This window comes from Vibrio sp. T9 (assembly GCF_003123985.1).
Classification (GTDB): Bacteria; Pseudomonadota; Gammaproteobacteria; order Enterobacterales; family Vibrionaceae; genus Vibrio; species Vibrio diabolicus.
This window is the reverse complement of sequence record NZ_NIGY01000004.1, coordinates 109,756-135,534: the sequence shown is the minus strand read 5'-3', so window position 1 is coordinate 135,534 and position 25,779 is coordinate 109,756. Positions and strand designations below refer to the sequence as shown.

Sequence of the window (25,779 nt, the reverse complement as noted above, 5' to 3'; positions counted from 1 at the left end):
CGTAATGTTTGGAAGATTAACTCTTGATTCAGTTCCATTCCACGAACCTATTATCGTCATCACCTTAGCGGTTGTGGCGCTGGTTGGTTTAGCCGTAGTTTACGCGGTAACTAAAGCCGGAAAGTGGCAATATTTGTGGAATGAATGGTTTACTTCAGTAGACCATAAAAAACTTGGCTTCATGTACATCGCAGTAGCGATGGTGATGCTTGTTCGTGGTTTTGCTGACGCAGTCATGATGCGTAGTCAGCAACTCCTTTCTTCTGCGGGTGAAGCAGGTTACTTGCCACCGCATCACTACGATCAAATTTTTACTGCCCATGGCGTGATCATGATCTTCTTCGTAGCGATGCCATTGGTTATTGGTCTGATGAACATCATCGTGCCATTACAGATTGGTGCGCGTGACGTAGCTTTCCCGTATCTGAATAACTTGAGCTTTTGGCTGTTTGTTGTTGGTGTCATTCTAACAAACATGTCTCTCGGCTTAGGTGAATTTGGTCGCACCGGCTGGCTAGCGTATCCGCCGCTTTCAGGTATTGAGGCCAGCCCAGGAGTCGGGGTCGACTATTGGATTTGGGCGCTACAGATATCAGGGGTTGGTACGACGTTAACAGGCGTGAACTTCTTCGCGACCATTTTGCGTATGCGTACACCGTCTATGCCAATGATGAAGATGCCAGTTTTCACTTGGGCGTCTCTGTGTGCAAACATTTTGATCATCATTTCATTCCCAATCCTAACGGTGACTATCGCTCTGCTAACGCTGGATAGATACCTAGGCATGCACTTCTTTACCAATGATCTTGGCGGCAACGTAATGATGTACGTCAACCTGATTTGGGCTTGGGGCCACCCAGAAGTGTACATTTTGATCTTGCCAATTTTTGGTGTGTTCTCAGAAGTCACCGCAACCTTTTCACGTAAAAAGTTGTTCGGTTACACATCGCTAGTTTGGGCTACCGTAGTTATCACGATTCTTGCCTTTGTCGTTTGGCTACACCACTTCTTTACGATGGGATCTGGCGCGAACGTAAATGCCTTCTTCGGTATTGCCACGATGATCATTTCTATCCCAACAGGGGTGAAGATCTTCAACTGGCTATTCACCATGTACAAAGGCCGCATCCACTTTACGACGCCAATGATGTGGACGGTGGGCTTCCTGATCACCTTTACTGTTGGTGGTATGACAGGCGTACTAATGGCTGTTCCGGGTGCAGATTTCGTTCTGCATAACTCAGTATTCCTGATTGCTCACTTCCACAACGTTATCATCGGTGGTGTGGTGTTTGGATGTTTCGCTGCGATCACTTACTGGTTCCCGAAAGCGACCGGTTTCACCATGAATGAAACTTGGGGCAAACGTGCGTTCTATCTTTGGATTATTGGTTTCTTAATGGCGTTCCTACCGCTTTACGCATTGGGCTTTATGGGTATGACTCGTCGTTTAAGCCAAGACATCAACCCTGAATACTTCCCACTGTTATCGATTGCCGCAGCAGGTACGGTTGTGATTGCGCTGGGCGTATTGTCTCAGTTCATCCAAATTTACGTGAGTATCCGTGACCGCGAGCAAAACCGTGACCTAACTGGTGATCCGTGGGGTGGTCGTACTCTTGAGTGGGCAACATCGTCTCCACCGCCGTTCTACAACTTTGCACACCTGCCAAAAGGTGATGTGCTGGATGCCTTCTGGTACCAGAAACAAAGTGGCGAGTTCGATCCAACTAAAGAAGTGGAATACGAACGTATTCATATGCCAAAAAACACGGCAACAGGCATCTACGTGTCGGCTTGGTCGCTCCTATTTGGCTTCGGCATGATTTGGTACATCTGGTGGCTAGCGGCAGCAAGTTTGGTCGGTATTATCGTGACGTGTATTCAGCACAGTTACAACGATGACGTGGATTACTACGTGGAAGTTGAAGAGATCAAAGCAATTGAGGCCGAGCGTCGAGCTCAGCTTGAAGAAGCGAAGAAAAACTCAGTGAAAGACAGCGAAAGTAAAGATGATCTGGAGGTGACGTATGCAAACTAATATCGCAGCACATCACGACCATGATCACCACCATGACACGAATGGCAACAAGCTATTTGGCTTTTGGGTTTACCTGATGAGTGACTGCGTACTGTTTGCGACCTTGTTCGCGACATACGCTGTGTTGTCGAGCAATTCAATTGCGGGCCCAACAGGTAAAGACATTTTCGAACTCCCATTCGTGTTTGTCGAAACCATGCTGCTGCTGTTTAGCAGTATCACATTTGGTTTTGGCATTATCGCGATGAAGCGCAACAACGTTGCTGGTCTCAAACGTTGGATGTTAGTAACGTTCGCACTTGGTCTTGGTTTTATCTGTATGGAGGTCTATGAGTTCCATCACCTGATTGAAGAAGGCTATGGTCCACAAACAAGTGCATTCCTATCGGCATTCTTTACGTTGGTTGGTACGCACGGCCTGCACGTAACCTTTGGTCTGATTTGGTTAGCGGTAGCGTATCACCAACTGTCGACGAAAGGTCTGAACGACAATATGGCAATGCGCTTTAACTGCTTAAGCCTATTTTGGCACTTTCTAGATATCGTTTGGATTTGTGTCTTTACCATCGTTTACTTACTGGGGGTAATGTAATGGATCAACATGTAGAAACCAGTGCATCAGATTATGTGAAAGGCTTTATTGCCTCACTGATTCTGACGGTAATTCCGTTCTACTTTGTTTGGACGAAATCATTACCAGATACAACAACCTATGCGATTCTATTTGGATGTGCATTAGTGCAGATATTTGTTCACTTTAAATACTTCTTGCACATGGAAACAAAAACATCCGACGGACGTTGGAACCTTGTATCACTGATGTTTACCGCTATTGTTGTACTTATCCTTATCGCTGGCTCGGTATGGATCATCTACAACATGAACGTCAACATGAAGTTGTAGGCCAAGGTATGCTGAAAAGTTATTTGTCTATCACCAAACCGGGCATTATTTTCGGCAACCTGATTTCTGTTGCGGCGGGGTTCTTCCTCGCCGCAAAAACAGAACCAGCTAGTCTAATGTTGTTCGTTACAACGTTAGTTGGTGTGGGGTTAGTCATCGCTTCAGGTTGTGTGGTGAATAATATTTTCGATCGTGATATCGACCAAAAGATGGCACGTACACGAAATCGTGAAACAGTGAAAGGTAACATCAATATCGATATTGCGTTTGTTTATGCGCTTGCTTTATTGCTGGTAGGCACCGCACTGTTATTTATCCGAGTGAACCCACTATCCGCTGTCGTCGTTTTGCTTGGCTACGTGTATTACGTGTTCTTTTACACGATGTGGTACAAACGTAACTCGGTGTATGGAACCTTAGTGGGAAGTATTTCAGGCGCAGTCCCGCCATTGGTGGGTTACTTGGCGGTAACAAACTTCATTAGCTTGGAAGCGATTTTACTCTTTACCATGTTCTGTCTCTGGCAAATGCCGCACTCGTACGCGATTGCCATGTTCCGCATGCAAGACTACCGAGAAGCCGGGATTCCCGTGTTGCCAGTTAAAGAAGGTATTCATAAAGCGCAGCGACACATGAAAGCGTATGTCGTGGCGTTTGGGGCCGTATCGTTGGGGTTATTTTTACTTGGTGAAGCCGGGTATGAATACTTAGCGGTTGCAGCGGTCGTTTGCTTTATGTGGACGAAAGTGACCTTTCGCAGCATTGATGACAGCAACTACATCGCTTGGTCAAAGTCGGTGTTTAAAGTCTCACTGCTAGTGGTGATGGGGATTAGTGGTGTACTAGGATTAGAGCTTATTCCGTTGCCGTTTATTTATTGAGTTTGAAATTCTTTAATATCACTTCCATGTAGCTCCCATTCTGAGAGCTACATGCTTTGCTAGACTCGAATTCATGCCTAAAAGAGATAATATGATTATCCCTTTTAACTATGGTCGTGGTTCATGTTCCGTCGTTTTACTCTTCTTCCAATTGTTGCAATTTCTTCATGCGTATTAGCCCAAGTTCCGTCCTCGGTTAGCTCCGTGGAAACTTATCGTATTGGAGATACTCTTGTTAGGCTTATTATCCACAACATGGAGATTAATCCAGTGATTGAAGTCGATACAATTAATCGTTCAGATTATGGAATAAATGATGTATTTCGAGTTGCCTCCATTTCTCTAGATAATGAAAAACTGGATTTCAACCAGAGTGCTGGCGTTTTTGTAGAAGAGTATGGAGAGCGTGATAATAAAGTATTTTTCGTGCTTGATTACTTTTACCTACATGGGGGAGGAAGCGTTCTTGTGGATTGTGAAGTCTCATTCGAAAAAGAGAAGATCTTACCCCCAGAATGTAGAGTGAAGGTAAACTGAGAAATCGGCCGAGTTGCTTTGCTTACAAGCTTATCTTACTAAACCTTAATCCAGATTAAAGTTTTGTCACCCACGAGGCATTAAGGTGCGCCTGTAGTTTGCAGGTCTCACGGATTCAGAGAAGGAACAGCCATACGTTGTGTATCGCTGTTCCTTTTTTGTTCTTGGTTACTTGGGAAAAGATAGAACTATAAAGACAACATTAAGAGGACTGGTTTTGAGCATTTTGTTTTCCGAAGCCCGCATTGGCAACATGACCCTAAAGAACCGTTTTGTGCGCAGCGCAACGTGGGAGAACATGGCGACTGAAGATGGCCACATGACGGATAAGCTTTACGATATTTACGAAGAGTTGGCGAAAGGTGAAGTGGGTCTAATTGTGACCGGTTATGCCAATATCGTGGAAGAAGAGAAACCCAACGCTGGGATGATGGGGATCTACAACGACTCTTTTATTGAAGAATACAAAAAGCTAACAGAGCTAGTACATCAACACGATTCTAAAATCGTAATGCAAATTGCTTACGGTGGAACCAAAACCACCTACAACGTCGGTGAGCGTGTCATCTTCGCTCCGAGTGACGTGCCTGAGCGTGGCACGAATACGCAAGGCAAAGTGATGACTAAGGACGAAATCGACTACATCGTAAAGGCATTCGCATTGGCGAGTAAACGTGCTCAAGACGCTGGTTTTGACGGCGTAGAGATTCATGCGGCGCACACTTATTTAATTAACCAGTTTTTAAGCACGTACTATAATCGTCGCGAAGACGAATACGGTGGTGGCTTAGAAAATCGCATGCGTGTCCTTTTAGAAATTTTTTCTGAAACCAGAAAGCTGGTTGGGAATACTTTCCCAATCCTTGTGAAGCTTACCGCGACAGAATTCTTTGACGGCGGTTTAACGTTCGATGAAACTCGCGTCGTTTGTAAGAAACTCGAAGAAGTGGGCGTTGATGCGATCATCGTGTCTGGCAATATTCACGGCAAAGCAAACGAACTTGTTGGTGAAACGTTCGATGGTTATACACTACAAGAAGAAGGTTACTTTCACGAATATGGGCACGTGATCAGTCAGGACGTTAACATTCCGGTGATTACTGTCGGCGGATTGAGTGACATTGATGCGATTGAGAAAATTGCAGAAAACACAGATATCCAATTTTTTGCTGTGTCACGTCCTTTATTGGCTGAGCCTCAGTTAATAAAGCGCTGGAAAGAGGGTAATCGAGCGCCAGTGGATTGCGAACGTTGCTCAAAGTGCCGTACCAAACGTGGTAACTTTTGCGTAGTGTATAAGAACCGAAATCGTCGTAAATAACCCACCTTAAGTGACGGTATGTCACTGATTAATAATGCAATAGTCTTCTAAAATACTAAGAAGGCTATTCTATTTAATTCAATATCACTGCCTCTAACGGCTATTCACTATTCGCAGTCCGAAATATTTTTATAATCCTATTTAATTGATAAATAAAGGTAATATAATTAATTATTAAAAATATTAATTATAAGACAAAGTTTCATATCTGAAACTAAATTGCATTCTAAACTTACAATGAACTTATTAATAATTAGGTGCGAGTGTCACGCAGGGTAAAGAATACAGAAGGTGCTTTGAGGTGCGGTATCATTGCGATAACTATCTGATTTTTATAACTGTGTTTCAGCTTTATCGAACCCAAGAGAGTAAGGGAATTTGTGACCCTGCGGTATCGTTACTGTGGGGCCTTGTTTATTTGCTGAAAATAGCTACTCAAACGTCACGTTTAATTGTGAGGGACTTGTATTAGCTTGTCGTTGCATTGTGCTTTGCAAGCCTCATGTAAAACGTGAGAGGCAACTAATATGAATAGTCTAGAAAATGCAACCATTGAACACTTCAAAAATCAATTTCAGGGTGATGTTGTTTTGCCCGGAGATCCTACGTACGACGAAGTTCGTCAAATCTGGAATGGCATGATAGATCGCAGTCCCGGTGTTATCGCTCGCTGCAAGTCTGCCGATGATGTCGTGATGGCGGTTAACTTTGCTCGGGATAACAATCAGCTACTTTCGGTCCGAGGTGGTGGGCATAATATTGCGGGCAATGCGGTTTGCGATCATGGTGTGATGATCGACTTGTCGCTTTTGAATCATGTTCAAGTGGATGAAAGCGAAAGAAGGGCTTTCGTTGAACCTGGCTGTACGTTGGCTGATGTCGATGAGGCCACACAAAAATATGGATTAGCAACGCCTGTCGGCATTAATTCAACCACGGGAATTGCGGGGTTAACGCTTGGTGGTGGTTTTGGTTGGTTGAGCCGAAAATATGGTATGACGATAGACAACTTGGTCTCTGCAAATGTCGTAACTGCAGATGGTCGTCAACTGCTCGCGAATGAGACAGAAAATGCCGATTTGTTCTGGGCGTTACGTGGGGGCGGCGGTAACTTTGGTATCGTTACGCGTTTTGAATTCCAGCTACATCCTGTCGGTCCAGAGGTGTTAAGTGGTCTCATTGTCTTTCCATTTGAGCAAGCGAAATCCATTATCACCCAGTTTGCGAAATTCACTGAGTCGGCCCCTGATGACCTAAGTGTCTGGATGGTGAGTCGGAAAGCGCCGCCACTCCCATTCTTACCTGAAAGCGTTCACGGTAAAGAAGTAGTTGTACTCGCGATATGTTATGCGGGTGACCCGGCTGAAGGTGAGAAGTTAATTGCACCGTTGAGAGAGTTTGGTGATGCACATGGTGAGCACGTTGGTGTACAGCCATTTGCGGCGTGGCAGCAAGCGTTTGATCCATTGCTTACTCCGGGCGCACGTAACTATTGGAAATCGCACAATTTTAACTCGCTAAGCGAAGGTGTGATTGATGCAGCGATAGAATACGCAGGTAAGTTACCATCGCCTCAGTGTGAGATTTTTATCGCCTCTCTTGGCTGCGCTGCCTCTAGACCTGAGCCCGAGTCTATGGCTTATTCTAGCCGTGATGCAAACTATGTATTAAATGTGCATGGAAGATGGGATTTAGCAGAAGATGATGAAGCTTGCATCAGCTGGGCAAGGGAATTTTTTGCCAAGACTAAGCCCTATGCAAGTGGCGGAGCGTATATCAATTTCCTTACACAAGACGAAGCTGAACGTACAGAGTCTGCCTACGGTCCAACCTTTGCGCGTTTACAAGCAGTGAAGAAGAAGTTTGATCCAAATAACTTGTTCAGAATGAATCAGAATATCAAGCCAGAATAAGTGCAATAAGAGCGTCGTCATTTCATATGACCGGATCTGTCACTTAATATCAAATAACAGTGGCTCTAAAATCTAATGGAGCCACTGTTAGCTAAAACCTTCGAACTACGTCTCTTCATCTTGATAGTTTAGATAACGTACACACAAATCATGAAACGCTTTTGCTTGAGGCGAGATCGTGCGGTCAGTCAACGTAAAGATACCAATTTGCCTTTCAAGGGGTGGATCGATAAGCGGGATCCAAACCAAGCGTGTTTCATTGGTTGGGAAAGCAAGCTTCGGTAGGGTCGTGACACCAATCCCAAGTTCTAAGACAGAAAACAGCGAAGTGATATTCTCGACCGAATAGAGCGCTTGCTCACTCAGCGCTCTGGCTGGGGTTGGATCGAGAAGCGTACAGGTGCCGTTACGAATAAAAGGCTGTTCGAGCAAAGTTTGCCACTCGATTCCCTCTGTTTGATTGGCAATAGGGTTATCTTTTAAACACACCACGCCAATGGGGTCGGACAACAGCGGCGTAAAGTCAATGCCGCCCTCATCAAGGTGAGAGGGGTTACCGAGCGCCAAGTCGACTTCACCGGAGAGTAAGCGAGCCTCGACGCCCGCCGCGTTATCATCGATCAAGCTTACTTCTACATTTGGATACTGCTCGCAAAAGGTACCCAACACGCTCGGGATGAGTTTCGCTGCAACAGAAGGAACGCTCGCAATTCGCACTCTCCCTTGCTGTCCGGCCGCGGCAGCTTTGAGATCGTTGTCCAGCGCACTGTAGATATTGAGAAACTGAACCACCTTGGGCAAACAAATCTCACCAAAAGGCGTTAATTTGGTTTTGTTGCCGGGCTCAAACAGCGTTTGTCCTAGCATTTTCTCTAGCTCTTTTATCGACGTGGAGAGCGCAGCCTGAGATCGATTTGCACGATGTGAAGCGGCTCGAAAGCCCCCTTCCTCGACTACCATCACAAAATGCATTAATTGTTGAAGCTTAATACTCATCCCTAATGCCTCTTAATCCCTTTATTTACGTTATTCTTAATGAGGTGATAAGTTTTATTTATCAAATGTAAAAAATTTACCGTTAGATTTATCGCGTGTCAATGTGCATCATTTAACTGTATTGAAACAAAGTTGTTACAAAGGTTGAAAGGCACGTGAATACTTCTACTAAAAAACATCCAGTAAAAACCAGTCTATTTGCTTCTAAAGCGCCGCTTGAATGGGCGATTGTTAACAATGGAACTCTGTATACAGCACAAATTCCTATTGATGATACAGGCGCGGTTGTTGAAGGTGGCATCGAAGCACAAACACGTCAAACCTTTAACAATCTCATTCACACCCTGGAGTGTGCAGGGGAGTCTTTGGACTCTGTATTGCAGGTCCTGATTTACGTGACCGACAGAGAATACTTAAAAACCGTTAACCAAGTGTACGCGGAATATTTTGAAGCGCCGTACCCAAATCGCGCCGCCATGGTGGTTGCAGGGTTAGCACGAGAAGAAATGTTGGTGGAGTTTGTCGTCTACGCGTCGGCAAGCCAACCAGAATAAATCCAACAAGAATAATTGAGATCAGTGAGTGGGTGGCTTGCCATCACAAATCGGAAGAACAAGGAAAGAACCATGACTTTTATTAACAATGTTCAAGCAGAAAAATCCCTCTATATAGCAGGTGAATGGCAATCGGGCATGGACACCATCGCCAATATTAACCCTTCTGATATCAGCGAAAACATTGGCGATTTCGCACAAGCGAGTGTGTCGCAAGTAGAGCAAGCGATTCAAGCGGCTAAATCAGCGCAGCCAGAGTGGGAAAAAACACCAATCGAGCGCAAACAAGCAGTGCTGCAAGCGATTGGTGATGAGCTCATTGCACGATGTGACGAATTGGGCACCTTACTTTCGCGTGAAGAAGGTAAGCCATTTGCTGAAGGTCGAGGTGAGATTTACCGTGCTGGCCAATTCTTCCAATATTTTGCTGCTGAGGTACTGCGTCAAATTGGCGATAACGCTGCTTCCGTCCGTCCAGGTGTCTCCGTTGAAGTTACTCGCGAAGCCGTCGGCGTTATCGCCATTATCTCTCCTTGGAACTTCCCAACAGCAACAGCGGCTTGGAAAATCGCGCCAGCACTTGCGTTTGGCAACAGTGTCGTCTGGAAGCCTGCCAACCTAACTCCAGCAAGTGCCGTTGCACTGACTGAGATTATCCATCGCCAAGGTTTACCTGCTGGCACGTTTAACCTCGTTTTGGGTAGCGGTTCGCAAGTTGGTAATACCCTTATCAATTCGAAAGATGTGAACGGCGTGAGCTTCACTGGTTCTGTGGACACAGGCCGTAAAGTCGCCGCGGCAACGGCACCAAACTTTGTGCGTTGTCAGCTAGAGATGGGCAGTAAAAACGCGCTCGTAGTGGCAGATGATGCAGATATTCAAATTGCCGTTGAAGCCACAATCGCAGGCTCATTCTCGGGTGCAGGTCAAAAATGTACCGCGTCTTCTCGTCTTGTGGTTATGGACGGAATTCACGACGCGTATGTTGAAGCGCTAATCAAACGCATGAGCGAATTAAAAGTGGGTCACGCACTGGAAGAGGGCGTATTCATGGGCCCTGTTGTTGATGGTAACCAGCTGAATGCGAACTTTGAGTGGATTGAAAACGCACGCCAAGCGGGCGCAGAGCTGGCTTTTGGTGGCGAGCGTCTGAGCCTAGAGCATGACGGGTACTACATGTCACCAACCCTGTTCTTGAACACACAAAACAGCTGGGAAGTGAACCAAGAAGAAGTCTTTGCACCAATGGCAAGCGTGATTCGCGTTTCTGATCTGGATGAGGCGATTGCAGTCGCGAATGATACGCGCTTTGGCCTGACAGGCGGCATTATCACGCAAAGCTTGCGCAATAGCGCGATCTTCAAACAGCAAGTCCAAACGGGCTGCGTCATGGTTAACTTGCCAACTGCGGGTACAGATTATCACGTCCCATTTGGTGGCCGTAAAGAATCTAGCTTTGGCCCTCGTGAGCAAGGTCAGTACGCCAAAGAGTTCTACACCGTGGTGAAAACCGCTTATCAGCGCCCTTACTAAGAACAGCAGGGTAGCTGATGGTGTCAGTTACCCGCACTGAAAGGCTAAGAAATTGTTTAAGGAGTGGTTATGTACCAACAACGGATTGTGATTGACGGGTTGCAGTACTGCAATTGGGATCGAGAGTACTTCCAAACGCTTAAGGCGAGTGGCATTACCGCCGTTCATGCCACCATCGTCTACCACGAAACTGCGCGCGAAACCTTAACGCGTTTTGCTGAGTGGAACTTGCGCTTCGAGCAAAATGCGGACCTCATCATGCCTATTTATTCAATGGCAGATGTAGAAAAAGCCAAAGCAGAAGGCAAAGTCGGCATCTTCTTCGGCGCGCAGAATTGCTCACCGATTGATGATGAAATTGGCCTGATTGAAGTGATGCGCCGCCAAGGTCTGCTGATCATGCAATTGACCTACAACAACCAAAGCTTACTAGCGACAGGTTGTTACGAACAAAACGATTCCGGCGTAACTCGCTTTGGTAAGCAAGCGATTGAGGAGATGAACCGAGTCGGGATGATCATTGATATGTCCCACAGCGCGGAGCGTTCAACGTTGGAAGCTATCGAGCTCTCTTCGCGTCCAATTTGTATCAGCCATGCTAACCCGACGTTTGCGCATGACGCACTGCGCAACAAGTCCAACACCGTGATCAAAGCACTGACGGAGCGCGGTGGTTTGATTGGATTCAGTTTATATCCATTCCATTTGCCAAATGGCAGCCAGTGCACGCTGGATGATTTCTGCCAGATGGTTGCGAAAACCGCAGACATGTTTGGCGTTGACCATTTAGGTATCGGTAGCGATTTGTGCCTAAATCAGCCGCAACAAGTGTTGGAGTGGATGCGCAACGGTCGTTGGTCAAAAGCGATGGATTACGGCGAAGGTTCGGCAAGTAACTCGGGATGGCCAGATGCGCTGCCATGGTTCTGCGGCAGTGCAGGGATGGAGAACATCTACAACGGATTAATGCGTCACGGATTTAGTGAATCTGAGGCTGGAAAAATATTGGGTGAAAACTGGTTCAACTTCCTCAAAGAAGGATTAGAGCCTATTTCATAGTACTCCCAAAATTAGGAACCGCCTGCCTACATAACAACAATACGGCAGGCGTAAAACTCACATTTGTAGCCAGTCTTTGGCAGCTGCAAAGAACCTCTGGAGCCAGAGTATGTCTGATTTAACCAATAGCATGAAAGCTTCCACGATGAGCGTGTCATCGGGCAAGTCAAAAGCAACACACAACACATCAACAACAGAAAACACGACGGACAAATTGGGACTGAATAACCCGGCTTTTTGGTATAGCGGTGGTTTTATCGCGTTGTTCGTTGCTATTGCACTTTATGACGGCGAGCTGTTATCTACGATCGTTAACGCCGGCTTTGGCTGGGCAGTTCAGGTGTTTGGTCCTTACTGGCAGTTACTGCTGCTTCTCACTTTTCTTATTGGTCTTGGCTTGGCTGCAGGGCGAACAGGCAAGGTGATGTTGGGCGGGATTGCTAAACCAGAAATGGATTCTTTCCGCTGGATGGCGATTATTTTCTGTACCTTATTGGCTGGTGGTGGCGTTTTCTGGGCCGCGGCTGAGCCTATCGCGCATTACGTTAGCCCACCCCCGTTGTACGGCGCGCAAGATAACCCGCAGCAAGGTGCGGTGAATGCGTTGTCGCAATCCTTTATGCACTGGGGCTTTCTGGCTTGGGCGATTGTAGGTAGCTTAACTTCCATCGTGGTGATGCACCTGCATTACGACAAAGGCTTACCGCTAAAACCCCGTATTTTGCTTTATCCAGTCTTGGGCGAACGAGCACTTAAAGGCCAGCTCGGTGCATTGATTGACGCATGCTGCATTATCGCGGTAGCCGCGGGCACTATTGGTCCCATTGGGTTTCTGGGCTTGCAGGTTAGCTACGCGTTAAATGCATTGTTTGATATTCCTGATGGCTTTACGACTCAGCTTATCATCATCTTGTTTGCGATTGCGCTTTACACCTTGTCAGCACTCAGTGGATTAAGCCGAGGCATGCAACTGCTTAGTCGTTACAACGTGATTCTGGCAATGGCATTGATGGTTTACATCCTGTTTTTTGGTCCTACGAATTTTATCTTTAACGGATACATTCAAGGGGTCGGAAGCATGTTGGATAACTTTATCCCAATGGCGACCTATCGCGGTGACGAAGGTTGGCTAAGTTGGTGGACAGTATTTTTCTGGGGCTGGTTCCTCGGTTATGGTCCGATGATGGCAATCTTTATTGCGCGTATTTCTCGTGGTCGCACTATTCGCCAAGTTATTTCAACCATCAGTATTGTGGCTCCGCTCACCACCTGTTTTTGGTTCACGATTGTAGGCGGCTCTGGCCTAGCGTTTGAAATTGCTGAACCGGGTAGTGTGAGTGCGGCGTTTGAAGGCTTTAACTTGCCAGGTGCTTTGCTTGCGGTGACTCAGCAACTACCAATGCCAATGCTGACTTCAATTCTATTTCTGATTTTAACCACGATCTTCATCGTCACGACGGGCGACTCAATGACCTACACGATCAGTGTCGTGATCAGTGGTGAAACGGAGCCGAATGCGATCATCCGTACCTTCTGGGGCGTAATGATGGGTGTGACAGCTCTGATCCTGATTTCGCTTGGCTCTGGCGGCATCTCTGCACTGCAATCTTTCATTGTGATTACCGCGGTTCCGGTTTCTCTGATTCTGTTGCCGTCACTTTGGAATGCACCGCAAATCGCAATCAAAATGGCGAAAGAGCAAGGGCTATAACAATTATCTAATTCAAACAACGTGGAGCTTGTGCGGGTGTTTTCCTCCTGCATCCGCACAAACCCTAGTATTCTTACAATAACAAATAGGTGGTGAGCAAAATGGATGCACATCGTTCTACTTATACGGAAGCAACTATGCGCGATGCAGCGATTGTCATGGCAGCCGAAAGGCTTGGTGCAATGCACCAAAACCGAATCAGCTTTGTTCGTAGTCTGATTCGTAATATGGCAAGCCAAAACTGGCAAGTAACCAAGCATGAGTGGCAACTTTGTCCGCGTGGTTATGGTCACGTTATTTACAAGTTGACCACGCCAGAGCACGTTTATCATTTGGTGGTGTTCTGTGATGAAATTGCTGATGACGAGCGTAATGACCGCGTCATTGCTGAAAAGTGGGACGTCACATTCGCACTGGTTCAAGGCGATGTTGATGTTACTTTGTTGGAAAGATTGCGAGCAAATGTACCGCTGCAAGAAGCGGGACGCAATCCGAATAACGTGCTTGTTCTGGCTCGCGCAAACAAAAGCGTGCGTGTGTTTGAACACATTGTTAGCGCCCTTTCTCAAGGCAAGCAGCCCGAGCCAAAAGAGCTGGCGGAAGTGGGTTATATCCTGCGTACCACAGCTGTTTATGGGAACGGCAAGTTTGGCATCGCCGATTTCAAACTGCTAGAGAACAACTCAGATTTCAGCCAGTCTTTTAGTGCGCAAATGTGCGCAGTATATATGTTGCGTGAATTCAGCTTGGATTGGGTGCACTACCTAGCACTTCAGCAAGGTCACGACAACTCGGTGGCATTGCACCGTGGCTTGCAGCGCTACCTTGGTGTCGGAAATGCTACTGGCTTAGGCATGGCTCCATACTTGATTAATCACCCGTGCATCGTTGACCAATGGATGACCTCTCGCGAGCGTGCAGTAGCGCGAGTCTTTGCGATGCCGTGTGAAGCTTCATTCCATGCTCCTTTGCAAGGATTACTACAAAAAGCGCAGCGTCATTTAGAGCAAGTCATCACCATCAATGAACATCAAGACAGGCTCAATCATCAAGCGATAGCAGACATCAAACAACTGCTATCGGAGCTAACAACGTTAATGGCATCACATCCGAACTGGGCGAGTTTGGTCGAGCAAAAGAAAACAATGAGTGTGGAAGCCCAAGAAATCCTCACCTCTTGCTTGATCGAACTCTACCCATCTTTAGTGGATGAATTTGCTAGCCAAATGAATACGGATGAAACGTTATCTATTCCGGGCGGGAAAAAGATCCAAGATTTACTGGAAGTGTTGCAAAGCAAGTACCGCTGGGCGATTGATGCGGATTACTCACTAGCCGAGAACAACTACTGGTTCTGGTATCGCTCACAAGACAAAGAAGAGCCAAGGCTTGGTGTTCGTGGGGAGGAAGCAGGAGAAGAAAAAGAGCTGCCGCTTGATATCGGCAGACAAGTGAATCGCTTGTACCACGCCTTGCTTGGTTGTGATGAAGAAATGTCCGTAGCAGAGTTTCTGTTGCAAAATCCGACTTACCGTTCGATCACACGTCGCGTATGGACGTTAGGCAACCGAGCAATGGGTGATATTCAAATGAACGTGCTACGCCAAGATGCACTGCCAATGCACTTATTGCGCTGTAAGTTGGCGATCTTTGGTGCGACTAAGTTTGATCCGCGCTCGGATCGTTGGGTTCGAGTAACTTTCTTCCAAGGTGCGCCGCTGTTAGATGAAATTCACGATCCTAAACTGGCGGACACATGGATTTTCCCAAGCATGCCGGAACGAGAAGAAATTGCGCAAAGTGACAATCTAAAAATCAACGGAGGATTTGCATTATGATCGTCTCTCACAACGAATTGGTGGCCGCGGTTAATAAGGCATTTCTTGGCATGCGCCGTCACTGTGGTGAGGCGGATGTCATTGCGAACATGGTGGCGGACTTGCAAATGGTTGGCTTGCACGGGGTGCGTCACTTTAATAACGCCAGCCTGTTTCTTGGGTTAGATTCGGACTGCGCTGTATCGGTGACCAACAACACGTCAGCGAGTATCGAGATGGATTTGCACAATGGCAGTGTGGCGTGCCACTTACCCGCCGTGTTGGATTTCGCACTTGAGAAAATGATCAACAGCAAGTCGATTACTATCACATTGAAACAGTGTCATAATCGGTGGCTAGGTTTTAGTGAGTTGTTGAAGCTCTCTGCAAAAGGCATTGCGTGCCGTGCACAATGGGTCAATGGCTCTAGTCCCAAGCGAACGCTTTATGTGTTAAATCGTGGACGAATCGCGCCAGAAGTCTTTTTCTCGGATCAGTTTGATGGGCATGATACGGATTTGCATAGTATGGTTATCGAACTCTCTGTGAACGATTTCGATATCGAGAAAAGCGCACAAGGATACACCATTCACATTGAAGGCGATGAGTTAAGCAACACGCAACAAGCCTCTTGGCAAAATGGTATTTTTGTCGAAGACCAAGAGTGGGAAACACTGAAACAAACCGCAACCGCGTTGCTAGTGGAGAACAGTGAGCGTTCCATGCAGGGCGCTGGTGGTGTGGTTTAAGCTCTGAAGGGACAGTGATTCCAAGTTTCAAGTGATGAAGGCTGCGGTTTAGCGGCCTTTTTTGTGCGCGATGTTCGGTCACTTCTTAGGTTCTAAGGCTATGATTATCGTTGAATACCAAGTAGAGCGACATAGGGAAGAAAAATGGACCTGCAAGAGAACAAAAGAAATGCCATTGCGTTTTACGAAACCGCCTATCGAGGTAATCCAAGAAAGGCGGTTGAAGACTACGTTGGCGATGAGTACATCCAGCACAATCCATTAGTTGGAAACGGCCCCGAGGCTTTTATCGAGTATTTTGAGCGGATGCAAAACGAGTATCCAAATAAAGACATTACGTTTGTGCGAGCCATTGCTGAAGGGAATTTGGTGGCACTACACACTCACCAAACATGGCCTAATGATATTGAATACGTGACGATGGATTTCTTTCGTTTTGATCATAATGGGAAAATCGTCGAACATTGGGACGCTCTGCAAGAGATTCCTAAAGAAACATTGAATGGTCACACCATGTATTAACGAATCGTTGATTAGTCTCCCATGCCGTTTATTCAAGCGGTATGGGAGGTTAAATGATTTGTGGCACTCTAAGTATTAATCATCAAAGCGCTTTTTCGATCTTCATCGCTACGTCTTCAGATACCCAACCTTTCCATAAGTCAGGGTAGGTATTAAAGAAGTAAAACATCGCTTCTTCACCATCTGCGTAGTTATCTTCCATCCAGGCCAGCATTTCACTCATTTGCTCGTTGGTAAATCCGCGTTTCTGCAAGTACGCGAATGCTTGGGGTTCTTTGCTCGCAAACGCCTCAGTTGTTACTGTGCGAACTGGAGAAGGTGGGTACATTGTTACTTTGGGAGAAGTACAATCAGGCTGGGTGGTACAGTTGCGATACTCTTCCAGATCCGTTCCGCTACCAAAATCCACTTTGACCATATCATACTTGCCCAATACGGGTGTTGGTGACCAGTAGTAACCAAACCAAGGCATTTTGCGATCATAGGCTTTGGCGATGGTACCAGCTAGTGCAGCGCCAGAGCCTGGGTCAACCATCTCAAAGCCGTGCTCACTTAACCCTAATGCATTAAACAAGTGACCGGAGGTGATTTGGCATGTCCAACCAGCAGGGCAGCTATAAAAGGCGAACTTGTCATCATCCTCAGGGTGTTCAAACAGCTTGGCGTGCTTGATGACGCCTTCTATCGTCGCGAGCTCTGGATACTGTTTTACCAGATAGGCGGGAACCCAAAACCCTTCTTCACCGCCATTGACAAGCGATTCACCAGCGATACGCAAGCGTTTATCCGCAATCCCTTTATCAAGTGCTTCTTTAATACCGTTTGTCCATAACTCTGGCGCAACGTCAGGCTGCCCCTTTTCAATCATAGAGGTGCCTGTAGGAACGCTATCACCAGGGATCAATTCCGCATCGCACTGGTAGCCTTCATTTAAGACAAATTGGTCGATGTGCGCCATTAAGCTGGCCGAATTCCAATTCATATCCGCGATGGTTATTTTTCCACATTCATCCGCATTTGCATGAGTTGATAATGCTGATAGCAGCAGAACAGAGAGCATTGAAGGTGTCGTCTTCATGTGACTGAATTTCCTTGTCGTTGTCATTTACTTCAGTATATACATCGGTTTACAAAGATTCAGTGAACAAGGTTTTTTCAGTGACGTTAAGCATAAAAACGGCGATTTATGAAGCGTTTAGTGAGAGTGGTTGATAGGGAGTTAATACAGCAAGAACACCCCTTCGTAGCCGCCGATCTCAATGTGAGAAACATAGTCGCCGATGTTACCGTCTTGATCTACAGGTCGCATAGGTTCTGTAAGTGCGATAGTTATCTTCGGTGAGGAGAAATAATCGATATTCTTGCCAAAGAAATCAGTCCGATACAGCACTCGGCCTTTAGTAAATTCGCGAGCTAACACCATCTCTGTAGGGCCATGCATCACTACCGTATCTTCTGAGCGATACGCAAAGTACGTATGGGTTGGTAACAAATCGATAGCGCCATTAGGCAAGTCAGGATGAGCCACTTTGCTCATAGAAGCATCTCCAATCACCGTGTAATCGGCGGAATAGGGCGTGCTGGTGGACATCATTAACGGAGTCGCCTGATACCCATCTGGGATTTGATTGGCTGGCGTACCTAAATCGATGGCAAGCAAGGTGCTAGGTTGATAAGCAATATTCTTTGGTATGCCTGCCTTCCAGAAGTTGTCACCTGCAGTGTTATTGCTTCCATATACGTAACCATTATTCCACTGGCTAAAGTAACTGCGCTCAGGGTGATAGTTTAAGTAGAACACCACTAGTGCAGAATATTGGTCCTGCTTCCAATTGTTTTCTGTGTTACCAAAGTATTGAACGCGACCATAACGCGTTGTTGCTTGATAAATCACGTTCTGGCCAACTTTGGCGAGAGCAGAGTTATCCCAAAACTTAGCCAAGCCAGCATAGCCACTAAAGCCAGTGGAAGGGAAAAGGTAGTGCTCGCGCAAGTACAAGGAGCCAGCATCAACCAAGTGGTTTTGGCCGTTACGACCGAATAAGTTGGCCGTGCCTATGTTGAGGCCAATTAACGCATCCGCATCCAGCGTCGCCAATTTGTTTAGGAACGCCGAGAATTGCGCTTTGTATGCATCATCAGCGGCTTGGCTTCCCGCCAACAAACCAAGCTCATCCACCCCACCACCGGAATAAACGTAGAACTGATTTTCTCCGAGTAACTTATTCGTATCGTCGTTGTACGCACCGTTTAAACCTTGTTTCGCCCATTCAGCTTGATAATAGTGGCGCATTGTATTGACAAAATCGGGATTGCCGAGATTAGTCAATGCCCAAGAAGAGGTTTGATTCCACATGCGACCAAATGGAATAACGCGTGACTCCCAACGAAATCGTGCCGTTGCATTCTTATTTGAGCGGCTCTTGAACTCTTGCCAAGAAAGATAATTATCTTGGTTTCGATCAGCTGATTCGTCAAAACCTCGAATTTGTCGCCAGCGCTGAATGGTTTGACCTTCAGGTGTCTCCGTTGGTGCTCCTGAGACATTGACGACAGGGAAGCTATCTTTGAGTTGAATGTTTTCGAGGCGTGGGCGGTTTTCTATGTTGTCGTCATGCCAAGTAATTTTCGCAACGTAAAGGCGGCCGCCGTCGCGTAAAAAAGTGGACCCAAAATACTGACCGCCACCATAGGTTTGTCCGCTACCATCGTGTGTCGTAGCGCGAACCCAATCCGAAGGAACAGACCAGTTTACCGTTTGGTTTTTAGTCATGTTCTCAGTCTTGTCTTTTTTAATTGCGAAGCTTTTCCATTCTGTTACCAGACCAAACGAATCGATGGCAGAAGGGTATTCAATTGTGAAGTTGCCACCTAGAGCAAACTGGGAAAACGTAAGGGTCAAGCGGTCGAACTTCTCTGAGTGATAAACATAGAGGGCACCACCATTATTCGCCTGACCGAATACATCAGCATCCCATGGCGGTGGTTGATATAGCCAAAAACCGGCGTGGTCAGCACTAGCCGTATAACCAACAATCATCGGTTTTCGATTGAGTAGAGTATTCTCGCCATGGCTTGAGTCAACCTCTGCGATGATAGTGTCTTCAGAAAAGTGGAGAAAGAAATCTTCGTAGTCAACTCCATTCAGTTCTGCTTGGTTACGTATATCGTTTTCCAGCCAACCTGAGTTAAGTTCCAGCTTTTGGTTGTACATGTAACCAAGCGCTTTTACACGCTCGTTATCACTCTTATTTTCGTAAGCTCCAAACACGATATCGGCATTATCCAGCTCCCATTCAAGTGCAGCGGCAGCAGAGATAGGCTTATCTTGAAGATCAATACCCTGTTCATGCAACCCAGGTAACACGATTGCTGTTTTACTCCAAACGTTGGGTACAGAAAGCAAGCTCAAAGAAATGAGTGTAACGAGAGAAAAACAATGCGACTTCAACATGGAGTTATCCCATTAATACTTAGATGACTCAAATTAAGAGTCAGATACAAAAAGAAATTATAGTCCATTCGCGAAGTCGTAATCAGGACCCTGCCATAGAGGACTTTACAGGAAAACTAACAGGGGATGCTGTGCAAAAATGAGCGGGTGTACTTGGAATAGATCATCCTCATAGACTCAAAACTTCCTCTACACGTCAGCACAAAAATAACCACCATTTTAACCTTGTTTCGGTCGTCACCATGTTGTTGGATTTTTCTTCAACAAATTCAGTTAAAACTAACTCTTCAAACCAGTCAGATACTCTGTATTGGTGGTTGCTGATCATACAAAAAATTAACAAATTAAATTTTTATACATTTTTATTGCATAAAAAGTCCAGTTGAGTAATATAAATACCAAGTGACAATTAATGCGGTATGTCAGCATGACTATTCAGGTAAGCGGAATCAATAAATCCTACGGTGAGACACAAGTGCTTCACGATGTCAGCTTTAAGTGTGAAAGCGGGGAAGCACTGGTTTTACTCGGTCCAAGTGGCGCAGGTAAGAGCTCTCTACTGCGTGTTCTTAACCTTCTTGAAGGGGCGGATAACGGCAAGCTAAACATCGCAAATGATGTTTTTGATTTCTCTACTGAAATCAAAGAGAAACAAGGTTTAGCACTTCGTCGTAAAGTAGGCATGGTGTTCCAACAGTACAACTTATGGCCGCACATGACAGTAATGGAGAACCTGATTGAGGCTCCGGTAAAAGTCTCTGGCATGGATAAAGAAGAAGCGAAGAAGCAGGCAATGCAAATTCTCGCGACGCTGCATTTGGCAGACAAAGCGGATGCATGGCCGATGCAACTTTCTGGCGGCCAGCAACAACGTGTGGCGATTGCCCGAGCACTGATGATGAAACCAGAAGTCTTGCTTTTTGATGAACCGACCGCTGCGCTTGATCCAGAAATTACTAACCAAGTCGTTAAGATTATTAAAGATTTAAGCGAAACTGGCATCACCCAAGTCGTAGTAACGCATGAGGTCGATTTTGCTAAGAAAATCGCTAGCCACGTACTGTATCTAGAAAAAGGACACATCGTCGAGCACGGCACAAATGATTCGTTTTCTAACCCGCAAACCGCCCAGTTTGCTGATTACCTAAATCACTAAATTACGTTTTTAAAGTTCAGTCTATTTAACAGATAAGCTCGGCTGTCATTGCGAGTGTCAGCCCACTAAGTACACACGGAGTATTGCAATGAAAAAGATTCTACTAGCTTCACTAATCGGCCTTTCTTCTGCAACTATGGCAGCAAACGCAGCAGCACAAGAAGAGATCAAATTCGCGATGGAAGCGACGTACGCACCATTCGAATACATGGATGAAAACAACCAAATCCAAGGTTTTGACGTGGATCTGGCGAACGCACTATGTAAAGAAATGGAAGCCAAATGTACCTTCCATAACCAATCTTTTGACAGCCTGATCCCTGCATTAAAATTCAAACGTTACGATGCGGCTATCTCTGCAATGGATATTACTGAGGCGCGTTTGGAGCAAGTGAATTTCACGAATGCATACTATGAGAACTCAGCTGCGTTTGTTTCTATCAAAGAAAAAGTTGCTGATCAAAAAGCACTAGAAGGTAAGCGCGTTGGTGTTCAAAACGGTTCAACACACCAAAGTTACCTGATTGAGCAAATGCCGGGCGTAACAGCGGTTCCTTACTCTAGCTACCAAGACGCATTCATCGATATGAAGAACGGTCGTATTGATTCTGTATTCGGCGATACAGCTGTCGTAGCTGAATGGTTCAAGAAAGAAGACAATCTAGCATACGTGGGCGAGCACGTAACCAACCCTAAATACTTCGGTAACGGTTTCGGTATCGCAGTAAACAAAGGTAACGACGAGCTAGTGAACAAGCTGAACACGGCACTGAAAACAGTGAAAGCGAACGGCGAATACGACGTAATCTACAACAAGTACTTCGGTAAGTAATATGGCACTAACGGGTTACTCTTTATCGCTTGTTCAAGCTAGTTGGATGACTGTCCAGCTAGCCTTCACAAGCCTTTTAGTCGGTTTGATTCTGGCAGTGGTATTCGCCAGTGGTGAAATGTCTCGCCGCGTTTTAGTTAAATGGCCAATGACGGCATTTGTGACGATTGTGCGTGGCTTGCCAGAAATCCTTGTCGTGTTGTTCATCTATTTTGGTTCGACGCAGGTTCTGTTTTTAATCACCGGCGACTTTATTGAAGTTAGCCCGTTCTTGTCTGGCGCGGTGGCGTTGTCATTGATCTTCGCTTCTTATGCTTCTCAAACTCTACGTGGCGCGTTAAAAGCCGTTGGAAGAGGACAGAGAGAAGCAGCAAGTGCACTCGGCATCAGTCAGGCACATGCTTTCGTTCGCATTGTTTTGCCACAAGCAGTAAGACACGCGCTACCAGGTTTAACTAACCAATGGTTGGTTCTGTTGAAAGATACCGCATTAGTATCACTGATTGGCGTAACGGATTTGTTGAAACAAGCGCAGCTAACGTCTGCTGCGACGCATGAAGCTTTTACATGGTACGCAACCGCTGCGGCGATTTACCTAGGCATCACTTTGATTACACAACGTGCCGTCAAACTGATTGATAAGAAATTCTCAATTCAAGGCATGAGTATGGGACAGGAGGCAACCGCATGAACGAACAACATGTTTGGCAAATGCTGGATGGCTTAGGTACTAGCCTTCAATTAACCGCCGCTTCCTTGGTTGTCGGCTGCCTCTTAGCTTTGATGATGACGCTGACTCTGATCCTACGTACTCCGGGTTTGCATTGGGTAAGCCGTGGCATCATCACCTTGTTTACTGGTACGCCTTTGTTGGTACAGATCTTCTTGGTTTACTACGGTCCGGGTCAGTTTGATGTAGTGAGAGAAAGTGTTTTTTGGACATGGTTAAGCCAACCTTGGTTCTGTGCGATGTTAGCGTTAGCGCTTAATACCGCGGCGTACAGCACTCAGCTGTTTAAAGGCGCGTTTAACGCGATTCCTTCTGGTCAATGGCAAGCGTGTCGTGCTCTAGGGATGAACAAAACCGCAACGCTAAAAGTGCTGCTGCCATACGCTATTCGTCGTGCCGTTCCGGCTTATTCGAACGAAGTGATTTTGGTCTTCAAAGGTACTTCACTAGCAAGCACGATTACGATCATGGATCTTATGGGTTACGCGCAGCGCATTAACGCACAAACTTACGATACGTTGACGGTATTTGGTATTGCAGGCGCATTTTATTTAACCGTAAATGGTTTGCTCACTCTTATCTTCCGTCAGGTAGAGAAGAAAGCACTAGCCTTTGAAGCCGTTTAATTATTAGTAGCTAATTTGTAAATGCCTCTGTTCAGCGTTGCCCTGAACAGAGGCATGTTTGTTTTAGTGTACTGCTACGCTGGAAAAATCATCAAGAATCACCAAACTTAAGTAAGGTAAACAATCACTGGTGATGATATGGAACGTCGACACTTCTTAGCTTTATGGTCGCTAATATTTGCGCCTTCGCTAAAATCCGCTAGCCCAATGAAGCCGACACCGCCTCAAACGGAAGGGCCATTTTATCCCGTGGTTCCAGTGTCACTTCGTCAAAATTTGATTTTGCAGTCGAAAGGTCTTATTGGTGAGCCCATTTTTCTTCAGGGTAAGGTAATGGATACAGCAGGAAACCCATTGTCTGGAATGAAAATAGAAATATGGCAATGTGATGGACAAGGCATCTATGATCACCCGAATCAACCTAACAATAATAAGTTTGATCCACACTTTGCAGGCTTTGGTGCAGTTTTAACTGACGAAGATGGGAATTACCTTTTTCAAACGTTATTTCCGGTTCCATATAGCTCTCGACCTCCCCACATCCATGTAAAATTGTGGCGTGGAGAGAAAGAGCTGTTAACGACTCAGCTTTATTTGAAAGGGCGAACTGGTAACGAGTGGTGGGGCGGAAAAGCCCGTGATTATTTGCAGTTTGAGCCTGTCAACATTGATGGTCGAGTCGTCGGTGAGTTCAATTTTGTGCTCGCTTAGTGTGATTAAGCATTATTTTGAAAACTCACATCGTAGATTACAAAAGTAATTAGCAAACAGAAGCTTCTAACAGATTAGTCTTGTCCGGCTCTGACTCTTAGTTTGTAGAAATCACTGTACCCAGATTTACGGAGTTGAACACCGCTTACACCTTTCGCTCTGGTGATTTTTTCTTGCCCCCAGAACAATGGTAAAATTGTTGTATCAGCTCTGAGCTCCGAGAGTATTCCCTCCAAACGTTTTTCAGGCGTGGGATCTGAGACTGCATCGTGTACGTGATTAACATGCTGTTCAAATTCATCAAAGTGAAGAGCAAATCGAATACCTGTACCTGTTAATAGCCACTCATAAATTCCATAGGTTAAAGGTGGCTCAATGACATCTTCGACAAAGAGCAAGTCGGCTTGTTCTTTTACAAGTTGAGGATTACTAGCGTCAGTTAGCTCCACAAATTCTACATGCAACCCAGTTTGACGGATTAAATCTACGATCCATTGGTTCGCTTTACTTAAATAATCAATCGTCCACTTTGGATGGGTTATGACCAACGTTCCCTCAAGCCGAGGAACATTCTCGTTGTGAGAGCTATCATCGAGAATGTGCATCGTTTCCAAGCCATTCGCTTTGGCAAATTCAAATCTACGACTCTCGATAAAAGAAAATAGGCGCTGCCAAGTTTGCTCGCTTAGTGAACACTCGGCGCGACGATTACGTGCTAGAAAAGAGAATGCCTGAATCATATAACATTCGGTATCGTCAGTTTCCTGATTATAACTGATGTATTGATCCAGCTCAGTCCCTTGATGAGAGAGCGTTATTTGCTCCAATAATGCCTTTTTTGCGAAATAGTTATGATGTTTCTTCAGTACTATTTTGTCGGTATCCCAATGCCTAAGTACAAACGGGCCAGTACCTATTGTGATACTGCGACCTTTAAAGCTCTTCTGACGTCGAGTAGTGATAGACGCATTTGCGGTTGCTAAGCAGTAAATGAATAAGTTATTAGGCTGCTTTAAGTCAATACGTATAGCTTGTTTGGCATTATCGAAGCTGATACGAGTGACTTGCTGAAGTAATTTTTGGACGGGGCCATCTGTTGTAACGAGCTTATTTAAAGAGTGTACGACATCTTCTGCTTGTAATGTTAGCCCATCGTGACAGCAGATATCAGGGCGGAGCCAAATATATATACAACTGCCTTCATTTTTGTACTCACAAGCGAGGTGATTTTTTAATTGACCGTAGTGATCAACGGTAAATAGGGTGTCATACAAGCTGCGTATTACCTGCAGTTCTGAAAAGCGATAAGTCAGTGAAGGGGTTAGCTCATCTACCCAAGGATACTGGCTGACGATGAGTGTATTTGAATCTTTGTTTTCTTCTGAAACTTCTGCGAGTGCTTGGCTAAGTGCGCTTACAGCGGTGCTACGGTAATGCTCAAGTAACCTCGAGATGACGTCAAAGCTACCATTGTTGATTTCATTACGAATCGTAAAGTAGAGGGCTTGATGTATTGTTACCGTCACTTTTAGTGTGCTGGCTTTCCCACGGCCACGACCTGGCTCCCAGTGGATCCAATTGTAGCTGTCAAGTATTCTCAGTATATTAGATATATTGCGTCTAGAAGTTGAAAAAACCAGTTCTAAATCGTCGAGGTTTACCTGATACGTTTGAGAGTGTTTGTAATGTTTTAATAACTGGCTCAATCTACGAAGACATGTTTCTGTCATGTT

At 45.7% G+C, this 25,779-nt stretch carries 23 protein-coding genes; 19 read left to right on the top strand and 4 right to left on the bottom strand.

Annotated elements, in window-relative coordinates:
- Positions 1-4: 4 nt before the first annotated feature.
- The 7 genes from cyoB to CBX98_RS09405 all read left to right on the top strand — a co-directional run bounded on the left by cyoB (position 5) and on the right by CBX98_RS09405 (position 7,596).
- Complete coding sequence (gene cyoB, locus CBX98_RS09435) at positions 5-2,041, top strand: cytochrome o ubiquinol oxidase subunit I (protein WP_109169063.1); 2,037 nt, start codon at positions 5-7, stop codon at positions 2,039-2,041.
- Positions 2,031-2,633 carry a cytochrome o ubiquinol oxidase subunit III gene (cyoC, locus tag CBX98_RS09430; RefSeq protein WP_005375782.1) on the top strand — a complete coding sequence of 201 codons (603 nt, stop codon included), beginning with the start codon at positions 2,031-2,033 and terminating at the stop codon, positions 2,631-2,633. Before cyoB ends, cyoC begins: the two co-directional genes overlap by 11 nt.
- Positions 2,633-2,944, top strand: coding sequence for a cytochrome o ubiquinol oxidase subunit IV (gene cyoD, locus CBX98_RS09425; protein ID WP_012842490.1), 312 nt, complete (start codon positions 2,633-2,635; stop codon positions 2,942-2,944). Before cyoC ends, cyoD begins: the two co-directional genes overlap by 1 nt.
- Positions 2,905-3,825, top strand: coding sequence for a heme o synthase (gene cyoE, locus CBX98_RS09420; protein WP_197710231.1), 921 nt, complete (start codon positions 2,905-2,907; stop codon positions 3,823-3,825). Before cyoD ends, cyoE begins: the two co-directional genes overlap by 40 nt.
- Before the next feature lie 123 nt (positions 3,826-3,948).
- Positions 3,949-4,362 (top strand): hypothetical protein, encoded by a 414-nt coding sequence (locus CBX98_RS09415; RefSeq protein WP_242446583.1) that lies wholly within the window; start codon positions 3,949-3,951, stop codon positions 4,360-4,362.
- 217 nt (positions 4,363-4,579) lie between these two features.
- Positions 4,580-5,683: an NADH:flavin oxidoreductase gene (locus tag CBX98_RS09410; protein ID WP_109169061.1), complete on the top strand. Its 1,104-nt coding sequence runs from the start codon at positions 4,580-4,582 to the stop codon at positions 5,681-5,683.
- 527 nt (positions 5,684-6,210) lie between these two features.
- Positions 6,211-7,596 (top strand): FAD-binding oxidoreductase, encoded by a 1,386-nt coding sequence (locus tag CBX98_RS09405; protein WP_085343642.1) that lies wholly within the window; start codon positions 6,211-6,213, stop codon positions 7,594-7,596.
- A 105-nt stretch (positions 7,597-7,701) separates the two neighbouring features.
- On the opposite strand, the gene CBX98_RS09400 is transcribed toward CBX98_RS09405, so the two are convergent.
- The gene (locus CBX98_RS09400; RefSeq protein ID WP_109169060.1) at positions 7,702-8,592 is read right to left on the bottom strand and encodes a LysR family transcriptional regulator; all 891 of its coding nucleotides are present in this window, start codon (positions 8,590-8,592) and stop codon (positions 7,702-7,704) included.
- Between the two features lie 155 nt (positions 8,593-8,747).
- On the opposite strand from CBX98_RS09400, the gene CBX98_RS09395 reads away from it, so the two are divergent.
- The 7 genes from CBX98_RS09395 to CBX98_RS09365 all read left to right on the top strand — a co-directional run bounded on the left by CBX98_RS09395 (position 8,748) and on the right by CBX98_RS09365 (position 16,537).
- Entirely contained in the window at positions 8,748-9,146 is a 399-nt protein-coding gene (locus tag CBX98_RS09395) for a RidA family protein (RefSeq protein WP_012842492.1), read from the top strand.
- A gap of 72 nt (positions 9,147-9,218) precedes the next feature.
- The gene (locus tag CBX98_RS09390) at positions 9,219-10,679 is read left to right on the top strand and encodes an aldehyde dehydrogenase family protein (protein ID WP_053349978.1); all 1,461 of its coding nucleotides are present in this window, start codon (positions 9,219-9,221) and stop codon (positions 10,677-10,679) included.
- A gap of 69 nt (positions 10,680-10,748) precedes the next feature.
- The gene (locus CBX98_RS09385; protein WP_006742451.1) at positions 10,749-11,738 is read left to right on the top strand and encodes a membrane dipeptidase; all 990 of its coding nucleotides are present in this window, start codon (positions 10,749-10,751) and stop codon (positions 11,736-11,738) included.
- 109 nt (positions 11,739-11,847) lie between these two features.
- A complete protein-coding gene (locus tag CBX98_RS09380; protein WP_005390956.1) occupies positions 11,848-13,449 on the top strand; it encodes a BCCT family transporter in 1,602 nt (533 codons plus the stop codon).
- 101 nt (positions 13,450-13,550) lie between these two features.
- A complete protein-coding gene (locus CBX98_RS09375; RefSeq protein WP_109169059.1) occupies positions 13,551-15,287 on the top strand; it encodes a hypothetical protein in 1,737 nt (578 codons plus the stop codon).
- On the top strand, positions 15,284-16,015 hold the full coding sequence (locus CBX98_RS09370) for a DUF3726 domain-containing protein (RefSeq protein WP_047009283.1): 732 nt from the start codon (positions 15,284-15,286) through the stop codon (positions 16,013-16,015). The genes CBX98_RS09375 and CBX98_RS09370 overlap by 4 nt, the downstream gene beginning before the upstream one ends.
- A 144-nt stretch (positions 16,016-16,159) precedes the next feature.
- Positions 16,160-16,537: a nuclear transport factor 2 family protein gene (locus CBX98_RS09365; protein WP_005390944.1), complete on the top strand. Its 378-nt coding sequence runs from the start codon at positions 16,160-16,162 to the stop codon at positions 16,535-16,537.
- Between the two features lie 82 nt (positions 16,538-16,619).
- On the opposite strand, the gene CBX98_RS09360 is transcribed toward CBX98_RS09365, so the two are convergent.
- Together CBX98_RS09360 and CBX98_RS09355 are read right to left on the bottom strand one after the other, a co-directional pair.
- Positions 16,620-17,615: an ABC transporter substrate-binding protein gene (locus CBX98_RS09360; protein WP_109169058.1), complete on the bottom strand. Its 996-nt coding sequence runs from the start codon at positions 17,613-17,615 to the stop codon at positions 16,620-16,622.
- 141 nt (positions 17,616-17,756) lie between these two features.
- Positions 17,757-19,991, bottom strand: coding sequence for a hypothetical protein (locus CBX98_RS09355; protein WP_109169057.1), 2,235 nt, complete (start codon positions 19,989-19,991; stop codon positions 17,757-17,759).
- Between the two features lie 427 nt (positions 19,992-20,418).
- Between CBX98_RS09355 and artP the strand changes: the two genes are divergently transcribed.
- From artP to CBX98_RS09330, 5 genes are all read left to right on the top strand, one after another.
- On the top strand, positions 20,419-21,147 hold the full coding sequence (gene artP, locus CBX98_RS09350) for an arginine ABC transporter ATP-binding protein ArtP (RefSeq protein ID WP_109169056.1): 729 nt from the start codon (positions 20,419-20,421) through the stop codon (positions 21,145-21,147).
- Between the two features lie 88 nt (positions 21,148-21,235).
- On the top strand, positions 21,236-21,979 hold the full coding sequence (locus tag CBX98_RS09345; protein ID WP_005390934.1) for an arginine ABC transporter substrate-binding protein: 744 nt from the start codon (positions 21,236-21,238) through the stop codon (positions 21,977-21,979).
- A 1-nt stretch (position 21,980) separates the two neighbouring features.
- Positions 21,981-22,670, top strand: a complete 690-nt coding sequence (gene artQ / locus CBX98_RS09340) for an arginine ABC transporter permease ArtQ (RefSeq protein WP_109169055.1) — start codon at positions 21,981-21,983, stop codon at positions 22,668-22,670.
- Positions 22,667-23,335: an arginine ABC transporter permease ArtM gene (gene artM / locus CBX98_RS09335; protein WP_047009279.1), complete on the top strand. Its 669-nt coding sequence runs from the start codon at positions 22,667-22,669 to the stop codon at positions 23,333-23,335. Before artQ ends, artM begins: the two co-directional genes overlap by 4 nt.
- A gap of 138 nt (positions 23,336-23,473) precedes the next feature.
- Positions 23,474-24,046 (top strand): protocatechuate 3,4-dioxygenase, encoded by a 573-nt coding sequence (locus CBX98_RS09330; protein WP_109169054.1) that lies wholly within the window; start codon positions 23,474-23,476, stop codon positions 24,044-24,046.
- 74 nt (positions 24,047-24,120) lie between these two features.
- Here CBX98_RS09330 and CBX98_RS09325 read toward each other — a convergent pair whose 3' ends face one another.
- Positions 24,121-25,776: an ABC transporter substrate-binding protein gene (locus CBX98_RS09325; protein WP_109169053.1), complete on the bottom strand. Its 1,656-nt coding sequence runs from the start codon at positions 25,774-25,776 to the stop codon at positions 24,121-24,123.
- Between the last annotated feature and the right edge of the window lie 3 nt (positions 25,777-25,779).

Bases quoted from the DNA above. Each gene is read 5' to 3' on its own strand.
- cyoB (WP_109169063.1), top strand. From the start codon at position 5: ATGTTTGGAAGATTAACTCTTGATTCAGTTCCATTCCACGAACCTATT.
- cyoC (WP_005375782.1), top strand. From the start codon at position 2,031: ATGCAAACTAATATCGCAGCACATCACGACCATGATCACCACCATGAC.
- cyoD (WP_012842490.1), top strand. From the start codon at position 2,633: ATGGATCAACATGTAGAAACCAGTGCATCAGATTATGTGAAAGGCTTT.
- cyoE (WP_197710231.1), top strand. From the start codon at position 2,905: ATGGATCATCTACAACATGAACGTCAACATGAAGTTGTAGGCCAAGGT.
- CBX98_RS09415 (WP_242446583.1), top strand. From the start codon at position 3,949: ATGTTCCGTCGTTTTACTCTTCTTCCAATTGTTGCAATTTCTTCATGC.
- CBX98_RS09405 (WP_085343642.1), top strand. From the start codon at position 6,211: ATGAATAGTCTAGAAAATGCAACCATTGAACACTTCAAAAATCAATTT.
- CBX98_RS09400 (WP_109169060.1), bottom strand. From the start codon at position 8,592: ATGAGTATTAAGCTTCAACAATTAATGCATTTTGTGATGGTAGTCGAG.
- CBX98_RS09390 (WP_053349978.1), top strand. From the start codon at position 9,219: ATGACTTTTATTAACAATGTTCAAGCAGAAAAATCCCTCTATATAGCA.
- CBX98_RS09385 (WP_006742451.1), top strand. From the start codon at position 10,749: ATGTACCAACAACGGATTGTGATTGACGGGTTGCAGTACTGCAATTGG.
- CBX98_RS09380 (WP_005390956.1), top strand. From the start codon at position 11,848: ATGTCTGATTTAACCAATAGCATGAAAGCTTCCACGATGAGCGTGTCA.
- CBX98_RS09375 (WP_109169059.1), top strand. From the start codon at position 13,551: ATGGATGCACATCGTTCTACTTATACGGAAGCAACTATGCGCGATGCA.
- CBX98_RS09370 (WP_047009283.1), top strand. From the start codon at position 15,284: ATGATCGTCTCTCACAACGAATTGGTGGCCGCGGTTAATAAGGCATTT.
- CBX98_RS09365 (WP_005390944.1), top strand. From the start codon at position 16,160: ATGGACCTGCAAGAGAACAAAAGAAATGCCATTGCGTTTTACGAAACC.
- CBX98_RS09360 (WP_109169058.1), bottom strand. From the start codon at position 17,615: ATGAAGACGACACCTTCAATGCTCTCTGTTCTGCTGCTATCAGCATTA.
- CBX98_RS09355 (WP_109169057.1), bottom strand. From the start codon at position 19,991: ATGTTGAAGTCGCATTGTTTTTCTCTCGTTACACTCATTTCTTTGAGC.
- artP (WP_109169056.1), top strand. From the start codon at position 20,419: ATGACTATTCAGGTAAGCGGAATCAATAAATCCTACGGTGAGACACAA.
- CBX98_RS09345 (WP_005390934.1), top strand. From the start codon at position 21,236: ATGAAAAAGATTCTACTAGCTTCACTAATCGGCCTTTCTTCTGCAACT.
- artQ (WP_109169055.1), top strand. From the start codon at position 21,981: ATGGCACTAACGGGTTACTCTTTATCGCTTGTTCAAGCTAGTTGGATG.
- artM (WP_047009279.1), top strand. From the start codon at position 22,667: ATGAACGAACAACATGTTTGGCAAATGCTGGATGGCTTAGGTACTAGC.
- CBX98_RS09330 (WP_109169054.1), top strand. From the start codon at position 23,474: ATGGAACGTCGACACTTCTTAGCTTTATGGTCGCTAATATTTGCGCCT.
- CBX98_RS09325 (WP_109169053.1), bottom strand. From the start codon at position 25,776: ATGACAGAAACATGTCTTCGTAGATTGAGCCAGTTATTAAAACATTAC.